The organism is Stenotrophomonas sp. SMYL89 (assembly GCF_036319985.1).
GTDB classification, from domain to species: Bacteria; Pseudomonadota; Gammaproteobacteria; order Xanthomonadales; family Xanthomonadaceae; genus Stenotrophomonas; species Stenotrophomonas maltophilia_Q.
This window is the reverse complement of sequence record NZ_JAWIRW010000020.1, coordinates 42,590-60,673: the sequence shown is the minus strand read 5'-3', so window position 1 is coordinate 60,673 and position 18,084 is coordinate 42,590. Positions and strand designations below refer to the sequence as shown.

Annotated in this window: 14 protein-coding genes; 4 read left to right on the top strand and 10 right to left on the bottom strand. The window is 67.3% G+C overall.

Annotated features, from left to right (window positions below):
• Positions 1–178: 178 nt before the first annotated feature.
• Positions 179–1,162, bottom strand: a complete 984-nt coding sequence (locus tag V3B41_RS18150) for a LysR family transcriptional regulator (RefSeq protein WP_329861759.1) — start codon at positions 1,160–1,162, stop codon at positions 179–181.
• A 207-nt stretch (positions 1,163–1,369) separates the two neighbouring features.
• On the opposite strand from V3B41_RS18150, the gene cysK reads away from it, so the two are divergent.
• Together cysK and V3B41_RS18140 are read left to right on the top strand one after the other, a co-directional pair.
• Positions 1,370–2,329, top strand: a complete 960-nt coding sequence (gene cysK, locus V3B41_RS18145; RefSeq protein WP_049427425.1) for a cysteine synthase A — start codon at positions 1,370–1,372, stop codon at positions 2,327–2,329.
• 194 nt (positions 2,330–2,523) lie between these two features.
• The gene (locus tag V3B41_RS18140; protein ID WP_329861758.1) at positions 2,524–3,123 is read left to right on the top strand and encodes an O-acetyl-ADP-ribose deacetylase; all 600 of its coding nucleotides are present in this window, start codon (positions 2,524–2,526) and stop codon (positions 3,121–3,123) included.
• A gap of 92 nt (positions 3,124–3,215) precedes the next feature.
• Here V3B41_RS18140 and V3B41_RS18135 read toward each other — a convergent pair whose 3' ends face one another.
• From V3B41_RS18135 to gap, 8 genes are all read right to left on the bottom strand, one after another.
• The gene (locus V3B41_RS18135) at positions 3,216–4,361 is read right to left on the bottom strand and encodes an ABC transporter substrate-binding protein (protein WP_286074086.1); all 1,146 of its coding nucleotides are present in this window, start codon (positions 4,359–4,361) and stop codon (positions 3,216–3,218) included.
• Positions 4,362–4,490: 129 nt separating this feature from the next.
• The gene (locus V3B41_RS18130; protein WP_049427418.1) at positions 4,491–5,495 is read right to left on the bottom strand and encodes a class I fructose-bisphosphate aldolase; all 1,005 of its coding nucleotides are present in this window, start codon (positions 5,493–5,495) and stop codon (positions 4,491–4,493) included.
• A gap of 200 nt (positions 5,496–5,695) precedes the next feature.
• The gene (pyk, locus tag V3B41_RS18125) at positions 5,696–7,162 is read right to left on the bottom strand and encodes a pyruvate kinase (protein WP_049427416.1); all 1,467 of its coding nucleotides are present in this window, start codon (positions 7,160–7,162) and stop codon (positions 5,696–5,698) included.
• Positions 7,163–7,372: 210 nt separating this feature from the next.
• A complete protein-coding gene (locus tag V3B41_RS18120; RefSeq protein WP_049427413.1) occupies positions 7,373–8,026 on the bottom strand; it encodes an HAD hydrolase-like protein in 654 nt (217 codons plus the stop codon).
• Entirely contained in the window at positions 8,023–9,198 is a 1,176-nt protein-coding gene (locus V3B41_RS18115; RefSeq protein WP_329861757.1) for a phosphoglycerate kinase, read from the bottom strand. Before V3B41_RS18115 ends, V3B41_RS18120 begins: the two co-directional genes overlap by 4 nt.
• A gap of 593 nt (positions 9,199–9,791) precedes the next feature.
• On the bottom strand, positions 9,792–11,168 hold the full coding sequence (locus V3B41_RS18110; protein WP_197620186.1) for a DUF3999 domain-containing protein: 1,377 nt from the start codon (positions 11,166–11,168) through the stop codon (positions 9,792–9,794).
• On the bottom strand, positions 11,165–13,828 hold the full coding sequence (locus tag V3B41_RS18105; protein WP_329861756.1) for a DUF2339 domain-containing protein: 2,664 nt from the start codon (positions 13,826–13,828) through the stop codon (positions 11,165–11,167). Before V3B41_RS18105 ends, V3B41_RS18110 begins: the two co-directional genes overlap by 4 nt.
• 125 nt (positions 13,829–13,953) lie before the next feature.
• Positions 13,954–14,958 (bottom strand): type I glyceraldehyde-3-phosphate dehydrogenase, encoded by a 1,005-nt coding sequence (gene gap, locus V3B41_RS18100; RefSeq protein ID WP_019660012.1) that lies wholly within the window; start codon positions 14,956–14,958, stop codon positions 13,954–13,956.
• A 192-nt stretch (positions 14,959–15,150) separates the two neighbouring features.
• Here gap and V3B41_RS18095 point away from each other — a divergent pair, with 192 nt between their 5' ends.
• On the top strand, positions 15,151–15,780 hold the full coding sequence (locus V3B41_RS18095; RefSeq protein WP_049432699.1) for an OmpW family outer membrane protein: 630 nt from the start codon (positions 15,151–15,153) through the stop codon (positions 15,778–15,780).
• A gap of 232 nt (positions 15,781–16,012) precedes the next feature.
• Here the strand turns inward: V3B41_RS18095 and V3B41_RS18090 are convergent, their stop codons facing one another.
• Positions 16,013–17,140: a GGDEF domain-containing protein gene (locus V3B41_RS18090; protein ID WP_197632863.1), complete on the bottom strand. Its 1,128-nt coding sequence runs from the start codon at positions 17,138–17,140 to the stop codon at positions 16,013–16,015.
• A 114-nt stretch (positions 17,141–17,254) separates the two neighbouring features.
• Here V3B41_RS18090 and V3B41_RS18085 point away from each other — a divergent pair, with 114 nt between their 5' ends.
• Positions 17,255–18,073, top strand: coding sequence for a S1/P1 nuclease (locus V3B41_RS18085; RefSeq protein ID WP_197632865.1), 819 nt, complete (start codon positions 17,255–17,257; stop codon positions 18,071–18,073).
• The last annotated feature ends 11 nt before the right edge of the window (positions 18,074–18,084 follow it).

Here is an 18,084-nt window from a genome sequence, read left to right as displayed (position 1 = left end):
TCGGAGTGCGGGGTGTCCGCCGCATGGATGCGGCTGCCAAGCTTACAGGGACGTACTTGCAGCGTCCCCGCACTCCGACACCGCCCCGCCAACCCACGGAATGCCGCTTCTGCTGTTGCTGTTGCTGTTGCTTGAATGCCGCGGCAGGTGCAGGGCTGCAAGCCCTGCTCGACCTACCTCACACCGTGATGGTCTGGGTCAGCGATTCCCACGTCGGTGGCACCGGCCACGCGGCGGCCTGGTTGCCATCCAGCACCCTTCGCAGATCGCGCGGATCAATCTGCGGGGCCAGCACATGCACCAGCGCCAGCGCGTAATCACGCAGCACCCGGTCGCGCGGCAGCACCGCCCAGGCGATGCACTCGCTGATAGGGTCCGGCGCCGGCCACGATCTCAGGTCTTCGTCGTTGGAACTGACCGCCATCTCAGCCAGCAGCCCCACGCCCAGCCCGGTGCGCACGTAGGTCTTGATCAGGTCGGCGTCGAGCGCGGTCAGCGCCAGGTCCGGCACCAGCCCGTTGGCGGCGAAGGCGCGCTGCAACGACGAGTTCGGGCGGGTCGAGGATTCATAGCTGATCAGCGGCTGGCGGGCCAGCGCGGCCAGGTCCGGTGCACGACCGGCGCGATCCAGTGGATGGCCCTTGGGCACCACCACCAGCCGTCGCCAGCGGAACAGCGGCACCGCGATGCCATCGGTGGGTTCGCCACCGGCGGTACTGATGATCGCGATATCGGCATCGCCCTGGTTCAGGCGGTCCAGCGCGTCGGCTTCGCCGGCCTGCTGCAGGTGCACGCTCACCTGCGGGTAGGCCTGCTTGATGGCTGCCACCGCCGGCGGCAGCACGAAGCGCGCCTGGGTGTGGGTGGTGGTCAGAATCAGCTGGCCCTGGCTCTCGCGGCGCTGGTTGGCAGCGTAGGTGCGGATGTTGTTGGCCTCGGACAGCACCGCGCGGGCGCGGGCGATGACCTCGGTGCCGGCCGGGGTGACCGACTCCAGGCTGCGGCCCTTGCGCACGAACAACAGGAAGCCGAGCTCGTCCTCCAGCTGCTTGAGCTGCTTGGACAGGCCGGGCTGGGTGGCGTGCACGCGCGAGGCGGCCAGCGTGATGTTCAGCTCGGCGTCGGCGATGGCAACCAGGTAGCGCAGCTGGGTCAGCGTCATGGGAGGCGGGCGGCGTGGGGCGGAGGTCCACTCTAGGGTCAATTGCCGTCACCAGCTTATAACCAAAGGTTGTTTAAGAAAGGTATCTGGTCATTTCCGGGCGTCATATGCCGGCGCTACGGTCAGCCGGCAGCCGCTGGCCTAACAGCCAGCCCTCCCCCCTTCGCCCGCCGAAGCCCGGCGCGGCCCCGTTTCCGGAGCGCTTCCATGGCCCTGTACGACTCCATCCTCGATACCGTCGGCAACACCCCCATCGTCAAGCTGCAGCGCCTGGCGCCGCCGCAGGTCAGCCTCTACGCCAAGGTCGAGTCGTTCAACCCGGGCGGCTCGGTGAAGGACCGCCTGGCGCTGGCGATCATCCTCGACGCCGAAGCGCGCGGCCTGCTCAAGCCGGGCGACACGATCGTGGAGGCTACCTCAGGCAACACCGGCGTGGCACTGGCGATGGTCGCCGCGGCACGGGGTTACAAGTTCGTGGCGACCATGGTCGAGACCTTCTCGGTGGAACGCCGCAAGCTGATGCGCGCGTATGGCGCGAAGGTGATCCTGACCCCGGCCGCCGAACGCGGCAGCGGCATGGTGCGCAAGGCGCGCGAACTGGCCGAGCAGCACGGATGGTTCCTGGCCAGCCAGTTCGCCAACCCGGCCAACCCGGCGTATCACCGCAACACCACCGCCGCCGAAATCCTGCGCGACTTCGCCGGCAAGCGGCTGGACTACTTCGTCAGCGGCTGGGGCACCGGCGGCACGCTCACCGGTGTGGGTGAAGTACTGAAGGTCGCGCGCCCGCAGACCCGCATCATCGCCACCGAGCCGGCCGGCGCCGCACTGCTGAAGGGCGATGACTGGAAGCCGCACAAGATCCAGGGCTGGACCCCGGACTTCGTGCCGGACGTGCTCAACCGTGATGTGGTGGATGAACTGGTCTCGGTGGACGACGACCGCGCCATCGCCACCGCGCGCCGGCTGGCGGCGGAGGAAGGCATCTTCGTCGGCATCTCCGCCGGCGCCACCGTGGCCAGTGCCCTGGACGTGGCCGCACGTGCCGAACCGGGTTCAGTGATTCTGGCCATGCTGCCGGACACCGGTGAACGCTACTTCTCCACGCCGCTGTTTGCCGATGTGAACGAAGGCTCCGACGACGAGTGGCTGGCCGGCCTGCCGTGATGCGATTCGCCGGGCCATGCCCGGCGTGCGCCCCGCTTCAGCCTGCGTGAAGGCGTCGCCCGCCATCGTGCGTGAAGGCCGTCGGATCGCAGCGCGTGAGACGGTCATGACGCAGTATCGATGCCCTGTCCCCTACCGTGGGAACAGCCGGCGCAGATGCTGCGCGGATCACCTCACAGGCAGGAGACGGACGCATGAAGATCGAAGTTTGGCAGGGCGACATCACGACCCTGGCGGTGGATGCGATCGTCAACGCGGCCAACGAAACACTGCTCGGTGGCGGCGGTGTCGACGGCGCGATCCATCGCGCAGCGGGCCCTGCATTGCTGTCCGAATGCGAGCAGCTACCGGAGCTGCGCCCGGGCGTGCGTTGCCCGACGGGCGAGGTGCGCGCCACGGCCGCATATGCGCTGCCGGCACGCCACGTACTGCACACGGTCGGCCCGGTCTGGCACGACGGCCAGCGCGATGAACCGGCACTGCTGGCCAACTGCTACTGGAAATCGCTGCAGCTGGCCGAGTCGCTGGGCGTACAGTCGATCGCGTTCCCGGCCATCAGTTGCGGCGTGTATGGCTATCCGCTGTACCAGGCTGCACAGATCGCGGTGACGGAAACACTGGCATGGCAGCGCAGCCACGCGCAACCGATGCGCATCGTGCTGGTCGCGTTCAACACGGCCACCGCCAAGGCCTACCAGCAGGCGCTGGCCGCCGCCGGCCAGAGCACGGAAAGCGAGCCACGCGGCGCGATGCTGCCGCCGCTCGGCGATGCGGGCCTTGCCGCCGCGCATTGAAACGCGGCACAGCATGGAAAAGAAAAGGCCGGGCATTGCCCGGCCTTTTCCATTGCACCGTTGATGTCATCCACGCATGGCGTGGATCACGCTCAACGGCTGGCAGCTTCCACCGCAGCAGCGTCATCGGCCACGGCGGCTGCAGCGTCGGCAGCAGCGCGGGCCGCGGAGGCGGCGGCACCGTCAGCGCTGGCCCCATCCACCTGCACGCGCACTTCCACCATGCCTGCGCCATTGTTCAGGCTGGACACGTCGACGGTGTAATGGCCGGCCGGCAGAGTCTCCTCCAGGCGCGAGTTGGTACCGTTGCCACCGTCGTCGTCGGTCAGCTCGACATCGCCACCGACCACGCGCAGCACGGTATCGACCTGGCTGGAGATCGCATCCAGGCGCACGTCGGCGGGACGATCCAGGGTCAGCAGGAAGCGGCGACGGCCTTCGTTGTCCAGCATGGTGTACACGCTGCCCGACTTCGGCAGGGCAGTGCCATCGCGCTCGACCAGATTGCCCGGCAGTTCGATGCGGGTGGCAGACAGGGTGAACATGCCATTGACACCGCTGCCGAGGCCGCGCGCGGTCAAGGTGTACTTGCCCGGCTTCAGCGACAGGGTCAGCCGCGAGTTGGTGCTGTCGTTGCCATCGTCGTTTTCGGCTTCAACGCCCTGGCCCGACAGTTTCAGCACCGGATCGAAGACGTCCGACACCAGGCGGATTTCGTACAGGCCGGCCTTGTCCACCTGCAGGGTGTAGTCCTGCGAGTCACTGGCCAGCATGTCCACGATTTCGCCACTGCCCGCCAACGGCTTGCCGTCGTAGGGTTTCAGCTTCTCGGCGCGCAGGCGATACGGACCAAAGGCGGTCGGGCCATCGGCATTGACCGCCACCTGGTAGGTGCCGCCGCCATTGGCACGGAACGCCAGCGAGACGTCGCCTTCGCGTTCGTAACCGGTGTTGCTGGTGGAAACAAGGCTGCCGTTGTTGAACACGGCGATCGAGCCGCTGAGGGCACCGGTGAGCTTCAGGCCGACCAGATCCTTGTCTTCCAGCTTGATCTGGTAGAGCTGGTGATGGCTGCCGTCGTTGAAGTTGATGCCGCTGCGCGAGGTGATCTCGCCGGACACCGGCTTGTCGAAATCGAGCGACGCGGCCTTGCCTGCGTCACCACTGCTGCCGATGCGGTTGCAACCGCCGGCGACCAGGACCGCGGCAACGGTCAGTGTGAGTACTGCCAAACGCATGTTGTTTCTCCTTGGCCTTCCATGTAGTTCCCGCGTGCCGGCCGGGCGCGCGGGGCCGGAAACGATACCCGCAAAAGCAAACGCCGGCGTGATGCCGGCGTTGCCCTGTTCATCCAGCGATGGGACGGATCAACCGTTCCACTTACCCAGCGCGGCCAGGCCGTTGTCCTTGGCGCGCTCGTACACGGTCTTCTGGGCAGCGGCGTAGTTGCCCTTCATGTCCTTGGCCCACAGCTTCAGCGCGGCCTGCTGCATGGCGCGGCCGTAGGAGAAGCTCAGCGGCCACGGCAGGTTGCCCAGCTGGTTCATCGCGTTCAGGTGCTCGGTCGACTGTTCGTCGCTCTGGCCACCGGACAGGAACACCACGCCCGGCAGGATCGCCGGCACGGTGCTCTTCAGGCACATCACCGTCGACTCAGCCACTTCCTCGACGTCGGCCTGCTCATCGCAGTTCTTGCCGGAGATGACCATCGACGCCTTCAGGATGGTGCCTTCCAGCAGCACGTTCTGCTGGTACAGCGCGTCGAACAGCGAACGCAGGGTGGCTTCGGTGACTTCGTAGCAGGTCTCGATGTCGTGGTCGCCGTCCATGATCACTTCCGGCTCGACCATCGGCACCAGGCCGCATTCCTGGCACAGGGCGGCGTAACGGGCCAGCGCGTGAGCGTTGGACTCGATGCAGGTGCCCGACGGAATGCTCTCGCCGATGTTGATGACCGCACGCCACTTGGCGAAGCGCGCGCCCAGCTTGTAGTACTCCTGCAGGCGCTCGCGCAGGCCGTCCAGGCCTTCGGTGACCAGCTCGCCCGGGCAGCCGGCCAGCGGGTGCGCACCCTTGTCCACCTTGATGCCCGGAATCATGCCGTGGTCGGCCATGTACTTGGCGAACGGCACGCCGTCCTTGGTCGACTGGCGGATGGTTTCGTCGTACAGGATGGCGCCGGAAATGTGCTCGTTGAGCTTCGGCGTGGTCAGCAGCAGCTCGCGGTAGGCACGACGGTTCTCCTCGGTGTTCTCGATACCGACGCCGGCGAAACGCTTGGCGATGGTAGCGGTGGATTCGTCGATCGCGATGATGCCCTTGCCCGGGGCGACCATGGCCTGGGCGGTTTCGGCCAGCTGTTCGATGCTCATGTATTTCCTGTGGCGGGTGCGGGAAAAACGTAAGTATAGCCCCGCTGCCCGTTGCCCCGGTGTCGAGGGCAAGATGGAAACGATTCCAATGTCCGCACAGGACAACGGATGTCCTGCACCATGGGGTCAGAGCCCCTGCGGGGATCCGACCCCGGGGTCAGATCCCCGCAGGGGCTCTGACCCTGACCCGGCGGTTCTGCTTACAGGTCGCCCAGGCCGATGGCGCGGCCGTCGTCGCCCACTTCCAGCAGGCGCAGGGTGTTGGTCGCGCCCAGGGTTTCCATGTGCTCACCGCTGGTGAACACGACGCGGTCGCCGGCCTGCAGCAGTTCGGCTTCGACCAGCAGGCGGATGCTGCCACGCGCGGCTTCGCGCGGGGTCAGGCCGCGGCTGTCGAAATTGATCGGATAGACATCACGCATCAGCGCCATCTGCCGGCGTGCGCCGTCATGGCGGGTGACCGCGAATACCGGCGCCTTGGCGCGGAAACGCGACAGGTAGCGCGCAGTGCCGCCGGATTCGGTCATCGCCACGATCGCGCGCACGCCCACGTGCTGGGACAGGAACATGGTGGCCATGGCAATGGCCTGGTCGGCACGTTCCAGGTTGCGCGGCGAAGCGTTGAAGTCGGTCTCGGTCTGGAACTGGCGCTCGGCCCCCAGGCAGATGCGCGCCATCGCTTCGACGGCCTTGACCGGCCAGGCACCGGCAGCGGTCTCGGCCGACAGCATCACCGCATCGGTGCCGTCGATGACCGAGTTGGCCACGTCCAGCACTTCGGCACGGGTCGGGATCGGGCTTTCCACCATCGACTGCAGCATCTGCGTGGCGGTGATCACCACCTTGTTCTGCGCCAGCGAGGCCTTGATGATCTTCTTCTGCAGGCCCGGCAGTTCGGCATCGCCGATTTCCACGCCAAGGTCGCCACGGGCCACCATCACCACGTCGCTGGCCTCGACGATTTCTTCCAGGTTCTCGATGGCCTCGGTGCGCTCGATCTTCGACACCAGCGCAGCATCACAGCCATGCGAGCGGGCGATGTCACGCGCATCGTTCATGTCCTGCGCGTTGCGGCAGAACGACACGGCGATGAAGTCGACGCCGATCTTGGCGACGATGCCGATCAGCTCCTTGTCACGCTCGGTCAGCGCGCCCAGCGACAGGCCGCCACCCTGCTTGTTCAGGCCCTTGCGGTCGGACAGCACGCCGTCGTTGAGCACGGTGTTGATGATGCGTTCGCCCTGCACCTCCACCACCTGCAGCTGCATCAGGCCGTCGTCGAGCAGCAGCACATCACCCGGGCCGACGTCCTGCGGCAGGCCGAGGTAGCTGACACCGACCTGGGTGGCATCACCCGGGCCGGCGTTGGTGCTGGCGATCAGGTCGAAGCGGTTGCCCGCCTTCAGTTGCACCTTGCCTTCGGCGAAGCGCTCGATGCGGATCTTCGGGCCCGGCAGGTCGGCCAGGATGCCCACTTCCACGCCCACGCGGGCGGCGGCGGCACGCACTTCGGCGGCCCGCTTGGCCTGGCCGGAGGGGTCACCATGGCTGAAGTTGAGGCGCACCACGTTGACGCCGGCGCGGAACAGATCCTCCAGCACGCCCGGCGGATCGGTGGCCGGGCCGAGGGTGGCAAGGATCTTGGTGCGACGCTGACGCTCGAACATGGTGAATGGGCCTCTCCCGATAAAGAACGGAAATTAGCACATCCTTCACGCCGCATGTATACGGTTACAGCCTTGTGCTGCCTGACTCCGCGGGTCATGCAACGGACATGGTCCGGACATACGCTGGCGCAGGGCATTCTGTAGAGCCGAGCCCATGCTCGGCTGGGTACACGCCGAAGCAGCCGAGCATCGGCTCGGCTCTACAGGAGCCTAGGCCAACAGCGTGGTCAGCTGTGCCGGCTCACGGGCCAGCTGGCCCGCACCGGCTTCGGTGAGTTCCGCTTCGCCACCAAAGCCCCACAGCACGCCCACGCTTCGCAGACCGTGGTGGCGCGCGCCCTCGATGTCCATGCGGCGGTCGCCGATCATCCAGCACTGCGCGGGCTGCACCTGCAGCCGACGCAGCGCTTCGCCGACCAGCTCCGGCTTGTGGCTGCGCGAGCCATCCAGGGTCGAACCGACGATCTCCTCGAACAATCCACCAAATGGCAGATGGGCGAGGATGCGCCGCGCGTGTGGCTCGTTCTTGGCAGTGACCACCGCCAAGCGGTGGCCACGACCATGCAGCGCGCGCAGCGTGTCTTCAATCTGCGGGTACACCGTGTGCTCGCGCCAGCCTTCGGCGTCGAAGCGCTCGCGGTAATAGCCCACCGCCTGCTCCACCCGCGCCGGTTCACCGAACAGCGGCGCGAAAGTGGTGCGCAGCGACGGACCGATCCAGCCCAGCAGCGTTTCCTGCGCCGGCACCGGATGGTCCATCTTCTGCAGCGCGTAGGCGATGCAGGCGGTGATGCCCACCTGCGAATCGATCAGCGTGCCGTCCAGGTCGAAGAACAGGACATCCTTGCCGTGGTCGGCACTCATGCGCCGCGCGCGTCGAGTGCCGCCACTGCCGGCAGGGTCTTGCCTTCCAGGAACTCCAGGAATGCGCCGCCACCGGTGGAGATGTAGCTGACGTCCTTGGCGATATCGAACTTGTCGACCGCCGCCAGGGTGTCGCCACCGCCCGCGATGGAGAAGGCCGGCGAGCTGGCGATGGCGCGGGCCAGTGCCTCGGTACCCTTGCTGAAGGCCTCGAACTCGAACACACCGACCGGACCGTTCCAGACCACGGTGCCGGCCTTATCGATCAGCTGCGCGTACTGCGCGGCGGTCTGCGGGCCGATGTCCAGGATCAGGTCGTCTTCGGCAACGGCGTCGACCGCCTTCACTTCCGCAGCGGCATCAGGCAGGAACTGCTTGGCGGTGACCACGTCCACCGGCAGCGGAATGTCGGCGCCACGCGCCTTGGCATCGGCCACGATCTTCTTCGCGGTATCCAGCAGGTCCGGTTCGTACAGCGACTTGCCGACGTTGTAGCCGGCGGCGGCGATGAAGGTGTTTGCGATGCCACCACCGACGATCAGCTGATCCACCTTGCCGACCAGGTTGGCCAGCAGTTCCAGCTTGGTGCTGACCTTGCTGCCGGCCACGATGGCCAGCAGCGGCTTGGCCGGTGCATCCAGCGCCTGCGCCAGCGCGTCCAGCTCGGCCATCAGCAGCGGGCCACCGGCAGCGACCGGTGCGAAGCGGATGACGCCGTGGGTGGATGCCTGGGCACGGTGCGCGGTGCCGAAGGCATCCATCACGAACACATCGCACAGCGCGGCGTACTTCTTCGACAGGGCGTCATCGTCCTTGCCCTCGCCGACGTTCATGCGGCAGTTCTCCAGCAGCACCAGCTGGCCCGGCTGCACGTCGACGCCGTCGATCCAATCGCGCACCAGCGGAACCTCGCGGCCCAGCAGCTCGGACAGGCGCGCCGCGACCGGTGCCAGCGAATCAGCTTCGCTCCACACGCCTTCCTTCGGGCGCCCCAGGTGCGAGGTGACCATCACCGCCGCGCCCTGCTCCAGTGCGCGCTTGAGCGTCGGCAGCGAAGCGGTGATGCGCTGTTCGGAAGTGATGCGGCCATTCTCGATCGGCACGTTCAGATCCTGGCGGATCAGCACGCGCTTGCCGGAGAGGTCGAGGTCGGTCATGCGGACGATGGACATGGGCAACTCTTTGGCTCAGGGACGGGATGCCGGGATGCGGCAGACGGCCATTGTATCGGGTGCGGGTGGAGGGAGGGTCGATGCCTGCGGCAGGCAGAGGCGCAGGGCAAATGCAACAGCAACGGCAACGGCCAAGGCGCTGGCGCTTCGTGGTGCTGTGAGTGGGCCGGGGTGGTGTGGGCTGGCAGGGGACGCCGTGAATCCATACCTGGAGGCTTGGCCGCGGCATCCATGCCGCGGACACCCCTGCCAGCCCACACCGCCCCGGCCTCGACAGGTTCATGAGGTAGAGCGGATGGCAAAAGGCAAGAGCGGTTTCTGATGTCGGACGGAGAAGGAATGTAGAGCCGAGCCCATGCTCGGCTGGAGATTTCGCGGAGAGCAGCCGAGCGCGGGCTCGGCTCTACAAAGAGCGCCCAGCCAGGCAGCTTTTGCTCTTCTTCTTTCTTTCCGTGGGTGGAAGCAACCGGAAACTGTCAAAGGACGTACTTGCGGCGTCCCCCGCGAACCCACCCCGCCCGGCCAAGCGCGGCTTTTGCTTTTGCTTTGCACGACCACCCCCACCCACGAGGGGCTGCGCCGTTCGCCGGAACCTACGCCGAAGGCGCAGGCTTCTGCCGAAGCAGGCTGACCGCCAGGCCGCCAACAACCAGCACACCCAGCCCCAGCAATGCCCACAGCAACCACGACTTCCAATCATGCTGGGCCTTCAGCGCCGCATCGCCGGCCAGCGGCTCCGGGCTGCCTTCCAGGCGCGCCAGCGTCGGCTGCCACGACGGGTCGTTGCGCTGTCGCAGTTCCTCGATCAGCACCCCGATCGGCGCCTCCATCCGGCGCGCGGTCGAGCTGCCCACCGCCAACGCGTAGGGCGCCGCGCCCTGGCTGAGGAACACCAGCACTTCCGGCTGGTAGCCCAGGCGCAGGGACGGCGCAGTCGCCAATTCGGCAGGATTCGCAACCAGCTTCCAGTAGCGGTCGCGATGCACGCCGCCCAGTGCCTGCGCGGCCGACTGCTGGCGCGGGCCCTGTGCGCCCTGCTGCAGCTGGTAGGCAATCCACGGCGCACTACGGCGCTGCCACTCCGCACTTTCGTCGTCGCGGCTGAACAACGTCCACTGCACCAGGCTGTTGTCGGTACTGGCCACGTCCGCACGGGCGACCGGGAAACGGCCATCCATCTCAAAGGTGTATTCCCCCTTGCCCGTCGAGGTCGGCTCCAGCGACAGCCACTCCCACGGCAGTGTGGCCGGCGCCGGCGGCAGCTCGGCCAGTACGCTGCGCAGCGCCGGCAGGCGTGCATCGCCCTGCGCCAGCACGCGCAGGTAGCGCGCCTCGCCGTCCACCTGCAGGCGGCGCTGCAGCAGGCGCTTGCCAGCACGCTGCAGGTCGACCAGCGGGATATCACGCCCGATCGGACGCCAGTGCTGCAGGTCGTCGCTGGCATCCAGCTGCACCTGTGCCTGCAGCGGCTCTCCGCTGTCGGCCCAATCCAGTACCAGCGCCGCCACCGGCTGCTGGCCGAGCACGCTGGCGTCGATCAGCCAGCCACCCTGCCCGCTCGCCGCCGCACCGCCACTCACGCGTGCTTCGACGCGACGCACACGGCCATCGGTATCACGCTCGGTCAGCAACTGCAGATCGTTGCGCTGCGCTTCGGCCAGCGGCGGCAGCGCGAACCAGGGCAGCTCACGCTGCACCGGCGGCTGCGCCAGCGGCTGATCGGGCGCCAGCAAGGCGGAGGGCAGCGACTGGCCTGCGGCATTGAACACCTGCAGATCGCTCAGGTCCGCGGTACCGGCGCGACGGTAGATCGCCGGTTCCAGCACGACGCGATAAGCACCGGACTGTGCACTGGACAACGTCAGTGGCCACTGTTCGGCGTACTGCGTGCGGTAATCGGCGGCCTGCACCGCGACGGCGGCCAGCAGGCCGAACATCGCCGGCAGCAGCACCCTGCTCCACGTTTTCATTGCTTTTCCTCCACGGTCGGCGCCGCGCTGGGCGGTGCCGGTGCCAGATAACCCACGACGGTGCACAGCAGGCCGTAGGCGATGAACGATGCGATGCCCAGCAGGTTGCCCAGGTGCTGGCGATCGACGATGACCAGCTTGGCCAGCACCACGCCCATCAGCACGGCACCGACCATCCACAACACGCGCTGGCCGCGACGCGAACCCCATACCCAGGCGATCACTCCGAGCACGCTCCACAGCACGGTCAGGCTGGTCTGCGCCAGGCTGAAGCGCATCATCGACGCGTTCCACGACAGGCCGCCCCACTGGTGCACGCCATGCAGCACCACGCTGGTCAGCGCAACGAACGTTGCCAGTGACAGCAGCGGCATGCGGATACCCAGCAGTGCCTTCGGCGCCTGGCCGCTGTACAGCCAGCGCGCGAGCAGCAACAGGCTGAGCCACTGTCCAAGCTCGGCCGGGTTCAGCACCGGCAGCCAGAGCAACGGAGAAGCATCGCCCGGCAACAGCTGCCCCAGCAGCCAGCCGATCGACAGCAGCCCGAACAGCACGCACTGCAGCGGCGTGCGCACGCGGTCGAACGCTTCACCCAATGGCCAGCGCAGCGTATTCCAGCGCCACAGCGACAGCGACGCCATCAGCAGCCACGGCAGCGTGACCAGCAGCGTCGTCCAACCCTGCGCCAGACCGGCCTCGCCCCCCCCCCACAGCGCCAGCAGCGAAAGCAGCGACGGCCACAGCAGCCACCACAGGAACTGCGCGATGCGCGCCACGCTGTCACCGCCCTGGCGCAGGCACAGCAGCGTGCGTACACCGAGCACGGCGAATACCGCCCAGGCCAACGCACCGTAGCCGGCGAACGGCTGATGGTGCGCGTCGCTCTGCATCAGCGCCAGCGGGAAGCCCAGCGCCAGCATCGCCAGCGCAGTCACGCCCAATGCACGCGCCGGCTGGCGGCGCTGCATTTCGGCGGCCAGCCATGCGGTGACCGCAGCCAGCACCAGCAGCGCATCCACTTCCATGCGGTACGGGAAGAAACGGGTGATCTCGTGTACCAGCCCGCCCAGCCACCACAGCAGGCCCCACAGGTAGTAGACCAGTGCGACCTCATGGCGCGGCCGGCGCTGGTAGCTCCAGGCGGAGGCGAAACCTGCCAGCGCCAGCAGCAGCGCGCCGATGGCGGTCGGATTGATCAGGAAGCGCAGGTCCTCGTGCCAGTGGTCGCCGCCGGCCACGAAGGCGAACGCGGCGCCCATCTGCAGCAACGCGCCAGCCACCTGCGGCAGCCAGCGCTTCTGGCGCAGGCCCAGCCAGGCCAGGCCAGCGCCTTCCAGCGCGAACACGGCACCCGTGGCGCGTGCCGACAGCGCCAGCGGCACTGCCAGCGTGGCAAAGCCCGCCGCCAGCACCGCGTGCGACTGCGCCAGCACGGTGTACGACGCACGCCGGATCAACGCCCACGCCAGCACCGCGTAGATCGCGGCCAGGCCGAGCGCGCAGAGCGCCAGCGTCATCGGCTGCTCATGCAGCATGCCGGCCTGCAGCGAGAACGCGACCAGCGGGGTGCCGAACACCAGGCTGCCATCGACCAGGTCGCGGCGGCCGGCGGGCTGCCGGCGTGCGTACAGCAGCGGGATCAGCAGGTAGAAGGCAAAGAACAGCAGCAGGAACGGTTCGGTACTGCCGAACTTGTCCGGCGCGTACTGCAGCACGCCCCAGAACGTACCGATGCCGAAGGTGAAGGCGAAACCCAGCAGGTTCAGCGCGCGCCACGGCCGGAACCAGGCAATGGCGAAGATGCCGGCGTTGAGCACCGCGTAGTAGCTGAACAACCCCACGTGGTTGCCACTGCCGGTGGACAGCCACAGCGGCGCCATGAAGCCGGCGAGGATGCCCAGCACCGCCAGGGTTCGCGAGTTCTGCATCACCGCCAGCACGCACAGGCCTGCCACCAGCGCAATCGAGCTGACGAAGGCGAAGCCTGGCGGAATCAGGTCGAATCGCTTGAAGGCGGCGAAGATGGTCAGCAGCAGCACGCCGATGGCACCGCCCTGCAGCGCAAGCGCGAACATGCGCCTGCGTTCGCGCTGGTGCCAGCCGAAGGCCAGCAGGCCCAGCGCGCCCACGGTGACGCCGGCCAGGCGCAGTTCGATCGGCAGCACCAGCCAGCCCTGTTCGCTGACGTATTTGAGCAGCGCGGCGACACCGGCGAGCAGCACCAGCATGCCGATCTTGACCGGCACGTTGCCTTCGGTGAACCAGCGCTTGACCGCACCGATGCCACGCTCGATGAAATTCGGCAGCGCCGGCTCGGCAGGCAGTGGTGGCGCCACCGGTACCGGCGGCGGCGTGACGGGACGGGGCGCAGGTGGCCCGGCAGGCAGGGCTTCAGGCGCCGGCGGCGGTTGTGGTGTCGCCGCCGCGACTGGCCGCAGGAACGGAGGATCGGCGCTGGCCGAAGGCGTCACCACCGACCGGGCAGGCGCCGCTTGGGTGGCGGTGGCCGCAGCGGCCGGCCGGGTGGCAGGCGCGGCGGCCAGCGCGCTTTCCAGCGCGGCGACGCGGCGGCGCAGGCCGGCGATCATCACCAGCGCCACCACCAGCAGCAGCGGGATGGCCAGCAGGACCAGTACGACCAGGGCGATCAGAGCTTCCATTGCGTGCTTCCATTGCGTTCCCGCGCCCCAGCGGCAGCGGTCGACCGGGCCATGCTACGACAGGGCCGGCCCCATAAACGACGAACCCCGGCCAGGCCGGGGTCCGCGTGCGATCTTCGCCGGCCTTACTTGGCGGCGACAACCTTGGCCATTTCCAGGCACTTGTTGGAATAGCCCCACTCGTTGTCGTACCACGACACGAGCTTGACGAAGGTGCCGTCCAGGGCGATGCCGGCGTCGGCGTCGAACACCGAGGTGTGGGTTTCACCGACGAAATCGGTGGCCACCACCTTGTCTTCGGTGTAGCCCAGGATGCCCTTCAGCGCGCCTTCGCTCTGTGCCTTCACTTCGGCGCAGATCTCGGCGTAGGTGGCTTCCTTTTCCAGCTCGACGGTCAGGTCGACCACCGACACGTCCGAGGTCGGGACGCGGAAGCTCATGCCGGTCAGCTTCTTGTTCAGTTCCGGAATGACCACGCCGACGGCCTTGGCCGCACCGGTGGACGACGGAATGATGTTTTCCAGGATGCCACGGCCGCCGCGCCAGTCCTTGTTGGACGGGCCATCGACGGTCTTCTGGGTGGCGGTGGCCGCATGCACGGTGGTCATCAGGCCACGCTTGATGCCCCACTTGTCGTTGATGACCTTGGCCAGCGGGGCCAGGCAGTTGGTGGTGCACGACGCGTTGGAAATGATGGCCTGGCCGGCGTAGGTCTTGTCGTTCACGCCGAACACGAACATCGGCGTGTCGTCCTTCGACGGGGCCGACATGATGACCTTCTTCGCGCCCGCATCGATGTGCTTCTGCGCGGTTTCCTTGGTCAGGAACAGGCCGGTGGCTTCCAGCACCACGTCGGCACCGACTTCATCCCACTTCAGGTTGGCCGGGTCGCGTTCCTGGGTCAGGCGGATCTTCTTGCCGTTCACCAGCAGGTCGTTGCCCTGCACGGCCACGTCGGCCTTGAAGCGGCCGTGCACGGAGTCGTACTTGAGCATGTACGCCAGGTAATCCGGCTCCAGCAGATCGTTGATGGCCACGATTTCGATGTCGTCGCCGAAGTTCAGCACCGCCGAGCGCAGGACGTTACGCCCGATGCGACCGAAACCGTTGATACCAACCTTGATTGCCATGTTCTCAAGCTCCTGCGGCCGCGACGGGTGCGGCGGGATGGATAGGGCCCACAAGTCTAGCAAACCGGGGCTGGCCACCGTGGGCCAGCGCCCGCGCCAGAGGGCTGGCGGACAGGATTTGATCCGGATCAAAGCGTTAGCGCGGCGTGAGGCCGAGACTGTCGCCATCCACCCAGCAACGAGATCACCCCCATGCGCAAGACCTCCCCCCTGATCCTGGCCGGCCTGGCCGCCGCCCTGTCCCTCGCCGCCGCCCCGGCCATGGCCCAGTCCAAGGGTGACTGGACCGTCTCGGCCGGCATCCACCAGGTGGCGCCGAAGTCGAACAACGGCTGGCTGGCCGGCCACACCCTGAAGGTCGACGTCGACAACGACGTCAAGCCGACCATCACCGGCGAATACTTCATCGCCGACAACCTGGGCATCGAAGTGCTGGCCGCACTGCCGTTCAAGCACGACATCAACATCAACGGCCTGGGCCGCGTGGGCAGCACCAAGCAGCTGCCGCCGGTGGTGACCCTGCAGTACCACTTCAACAGCAAGGGCAAGGTCTCGCCGTTCGTTGGCGCGGGCGTGAACTACACGACCTTCTTCAGTGAAGACACCACCGGCGCACTGGCCGGCAGCAAGCTGAAGCTGCAGGATTCGTGGGGCCTGGCCGCGCATGCCGGCATCGACTTCGCGATCGGCGAGAAGGGTGCCCTGCGCGTGGACATGCGCTGGATCGACATCGACAGCAAGGTGAAGTTGAACGGCGAGAAGATCGGCACGGTCAACATCGATCCGCTGGTCTACGGTGCGTCGTACGTCTTCAAGTTCTAAGCGGTGTGTTGAGCGCGGGGGCTTCGGCCCCCGCTCCCTGCCACACGCAAAACCCTCGCAGCATGTTGCCCCGGTCTTTGCCGGGGCTTTTTTTCGGGAAGCATGCGTAGGCGCGCCCTTCTGTAGAGCCGAGCCATGCCCGGCTATCTCGCGGAGCGCGCAGATACCCGAATAAGAGCAGCCGCGCATGGCTCGGCTCTACAGAAGCATGAACGGGCCGCCTTTCAGTCGATTATTGATCCGGCGCCACTTCCACCCGGTTGCGGCCGCTTTCCTTGGCGCGATACAGCGCTGCATCGGCGCGTGCCAATGCCTGCTCCAGCGTATCGCCACCATCGTCATGCCAGCGCGCCACGCCGATGCTCACGCTCACCACCGGGGCTGCATCCGAATCGGCATGTGCGATCGCCAGTGCCTGCACCTGTTGCCGAAGCTGCTCGAACGGCGCTGATTCCGGTTGGCCCGGCGCCCAGTGGCCCAGCGCCACGAACTCTTCGCCGCCGTAGCGCGCCACCACCGAGTCGCTACCGCGCAGCTGCGCGGCCAGGGTGGTTGCCACCGCATGCAGGACGGTGTCGCCGGCGGGATGGCCGTGGTGGTCGTTGTAGCGCTTGAAGTAGTCGATATCGATCATGGCGATGCGCAGCGCGCCGCGCGCATGCGGTGTACGCAGATAGCGCTGGAAGATCTGGTTGGCCTGGCGATCGAAGGCGCGCCGGTTCAGCAGGCCGGTCAGGCCGTCATGGTTGGCCAGTGCATCCAGGCGTTGTTCGGCCCGCCACGTTGCACGCGTCTGCCGTTCGGAAATGTAGCTGCCGAAAATGCCGGCGAGGTTGCTGGCCAGCACGAACATCACGCTCTGCAGCATCTGCGCCCAGTGCCGGCCCACCTGCAGCTCGGCCAGCACGAACGCCAGCGCGATCAGGGTTCCGGTCAGCGTCGCCACCCCGAAACGCAGCCCGCACAGGAAGTAGTTCAGCAACAGGAACAGGCTGATGCCTTCGTAGGGGTAGTTCACGCCGGCACGGTGCGCGGTCCAGATCATGGTCACCAGCGCCAGCCCGCTGACCAGCACGACGCTGCCGCCCAGCCACTGGAGGTGGCGCCGCAGCATCGGCACGAAGGTCAGCGCGACGCCCAGCAGCAGTGCCGGCAGCAGAACGCCCAGCCGCCAGCGCAGCACCGGCGCGTGCACCTCCGGCGGCAACCAGTAGGTATCGAGCACGGCAAAGCCCAGCGAGAACGCGCCTGCCACGGCGCAGGCCCAGCGCATGCGCCAGACCACCTGGGCATCGAACGCGGCGGCGAACCCGTCGTCATCGGGATGCCCGGCCATGATGCGCCTGTCCGTGATCGCCATCAGCCCCTCCCCCGCGTGTGCCCGGGTCACCCTAGCGGCTGGTGCATCAAGACCGTGTGGCGAACGCCACGCGTGATCAAGCCCGGGTCTGCCGAGGCCCGCTAGAATGTACGCATGAAAGCCCTGCACTCCCTGTTCCTCGCCGCCGCCCTGGCGCCGGCCCTGCTGTCCGCTTCGGCCCCGGCCCATGCCTGGGGCGCACAAGGCCACCGCCTTGTCGCCGAAGTCGCCGACGCCCGCCTCAACCCCACCGCCCGCGCCGAAGTGGACCGCCTGCTGGCCACCGAGCCAGACGCCACCCTGGCCAGCATCGCCCCCTGGGCCGATCAGCTGCGCGCCAAGGACCCCGGCCTGGGCCGTCGCTCGGCCGGTTGGCACTACGTCAACATCGCCGAAGACAACTGCCATTACGAAGCACCGAAGCACTGCAAGAGCGGCAACTGCATTGTCGAGGCACTGAAAGCACAGAGCACCATCCTCGGCGACCGCAGCCTGACCGACGGCGAGCGCCTGCAGGCGCTGAAGTTCGTCGTGCACCTGGTGGGTGACATCCACCAGCCGATGCACGCCGGCTATGCCCATGACAAGGGCGGCAACGATTTCCAGCTGCAGTTCGGCAACCGCGGTACCAACCTGCACTCGCTGTGGGACAGCGGCATGCTCAACACCCGCAAGCTGGACGATGCCGGCTACCTTCCGCTGCTGCAGAGCCAGCGCGCGCCGAAGCTGGCGCGCCAGTCCAACCCGCAACGCGACCCGCAGACCTGGGCCGAGGCCAGCTGCCGCATTTCCATGCAAGCTGGCGTTTATCCGGCCACGCGTAAAATCGGTGATGAATACACCGAGCGCTACCGGCCGCTGGCCGAAGCGCAGCTGCGACTGGCCGGCGAGAACCTGGCCCAGTTGCTGAACCGCGTGCTCGGCGCGCGCTGAGGAGCGTTCCA

Bases quoted from the DNA above. Each gene is read 5' to 3' on its own strand.
- V3B41_RS18090 (WP_197632863.1), bottom strand. From the start codon at position 17,140: ATGGCGATCACGGACAGGCGCATCATGGCCGGGCATCCCGATGACGAC.
- V3B41_RS18120 (WP_049427413.1), bottom strand. From the start codon at position 8,026: ATGAGTGCCGACCACGGCAAGGATGTCCTGTTCTTCGACCTGGACGGC.
- gap (WP_019660012.1), bottom strand. From the start codon at position 14,958: ATGGCAATCAAGGTTGGTATCAACGGTTTCGGTCGCATCGGGCGTAAC.
- V3B41_RS18150 (WP_329861759.1), bottom strand. From the start codon at position 1,162: ATGACGCTGACCCAGCTGCGCTACCTGGTTGCCATCGCCGACGCCGAG.
- V3B41_RS18095 (WP_049432699.1), top strand. From the start codon at position 15,151: ATGCGCAAGACCTCCCCCCTGATCCTGGCCGGCCTGGCCGCCGCCCTG.
- cysK (WP_049427425.1), top strand. From the start codon at position 1,370: ATGGCCCTGTACGACTCCATCCTCGATACCGTCGGCAACACCCCCATC.
- V3B41_RS18135 (WP_286074086.1), bottom strand. From the start codon at position 4,361: ATGCGTTTGGCAGTACTCACACTGACCGTTGCCGCGGTCCTGGTCGCC.
- V3B41_RS18105 (WP_329861756.1), bottom strand. From the start codon at position 13,828: ATGGAAGCTCTGATCGCCCTGGTCGTACTGGTCCTGCTGGCCATCCCG.
- V3B41_RS18130 (WP_049427418.1), bottom strand. From the start codon at position 5,495: ATGAGCATCGAACAGCTGGCCGAAACCGCCCAGGCCATGGTCGCCCCG.
- pyk (WP_049427416.1), bottom strand. From the start codon at position 7,162: ATGTTCGAGCGTCAGCGTCGCACCAAGATCCTTGCCACCCTCGGCCCG.
- V3B41_RS18085 (WP_197632865.1), top strand. From the start codon at position 17,255: ATGAAAGCCCTGCACTCCCTGTTCCTCGCCGCCGCCCTGGCGCCGGCC.
- V3B41_RS18110 (WP_197620186.1), bottom strand. From the start codon at position 11,168: ATGAAAACGTGGAGCAGGGTGCTGCTGCCGGCGATGTTCGGCCTGCTG.
- V3B41_RS18140 (WP_329861758.1), top strand. From the start codon at position 2,524: ATGAAGATCGAAGTTTGGCAGGGCGACATCACGACCCTGGCGGTGGAT.
- V3B41_RS18115 (WP_329861757.1), bottom strand. From the start codon at position 9,198: ATGTCCATCGTCCGCATGACCGACCTCGACCTCTCCGGCAAGCGCGTG.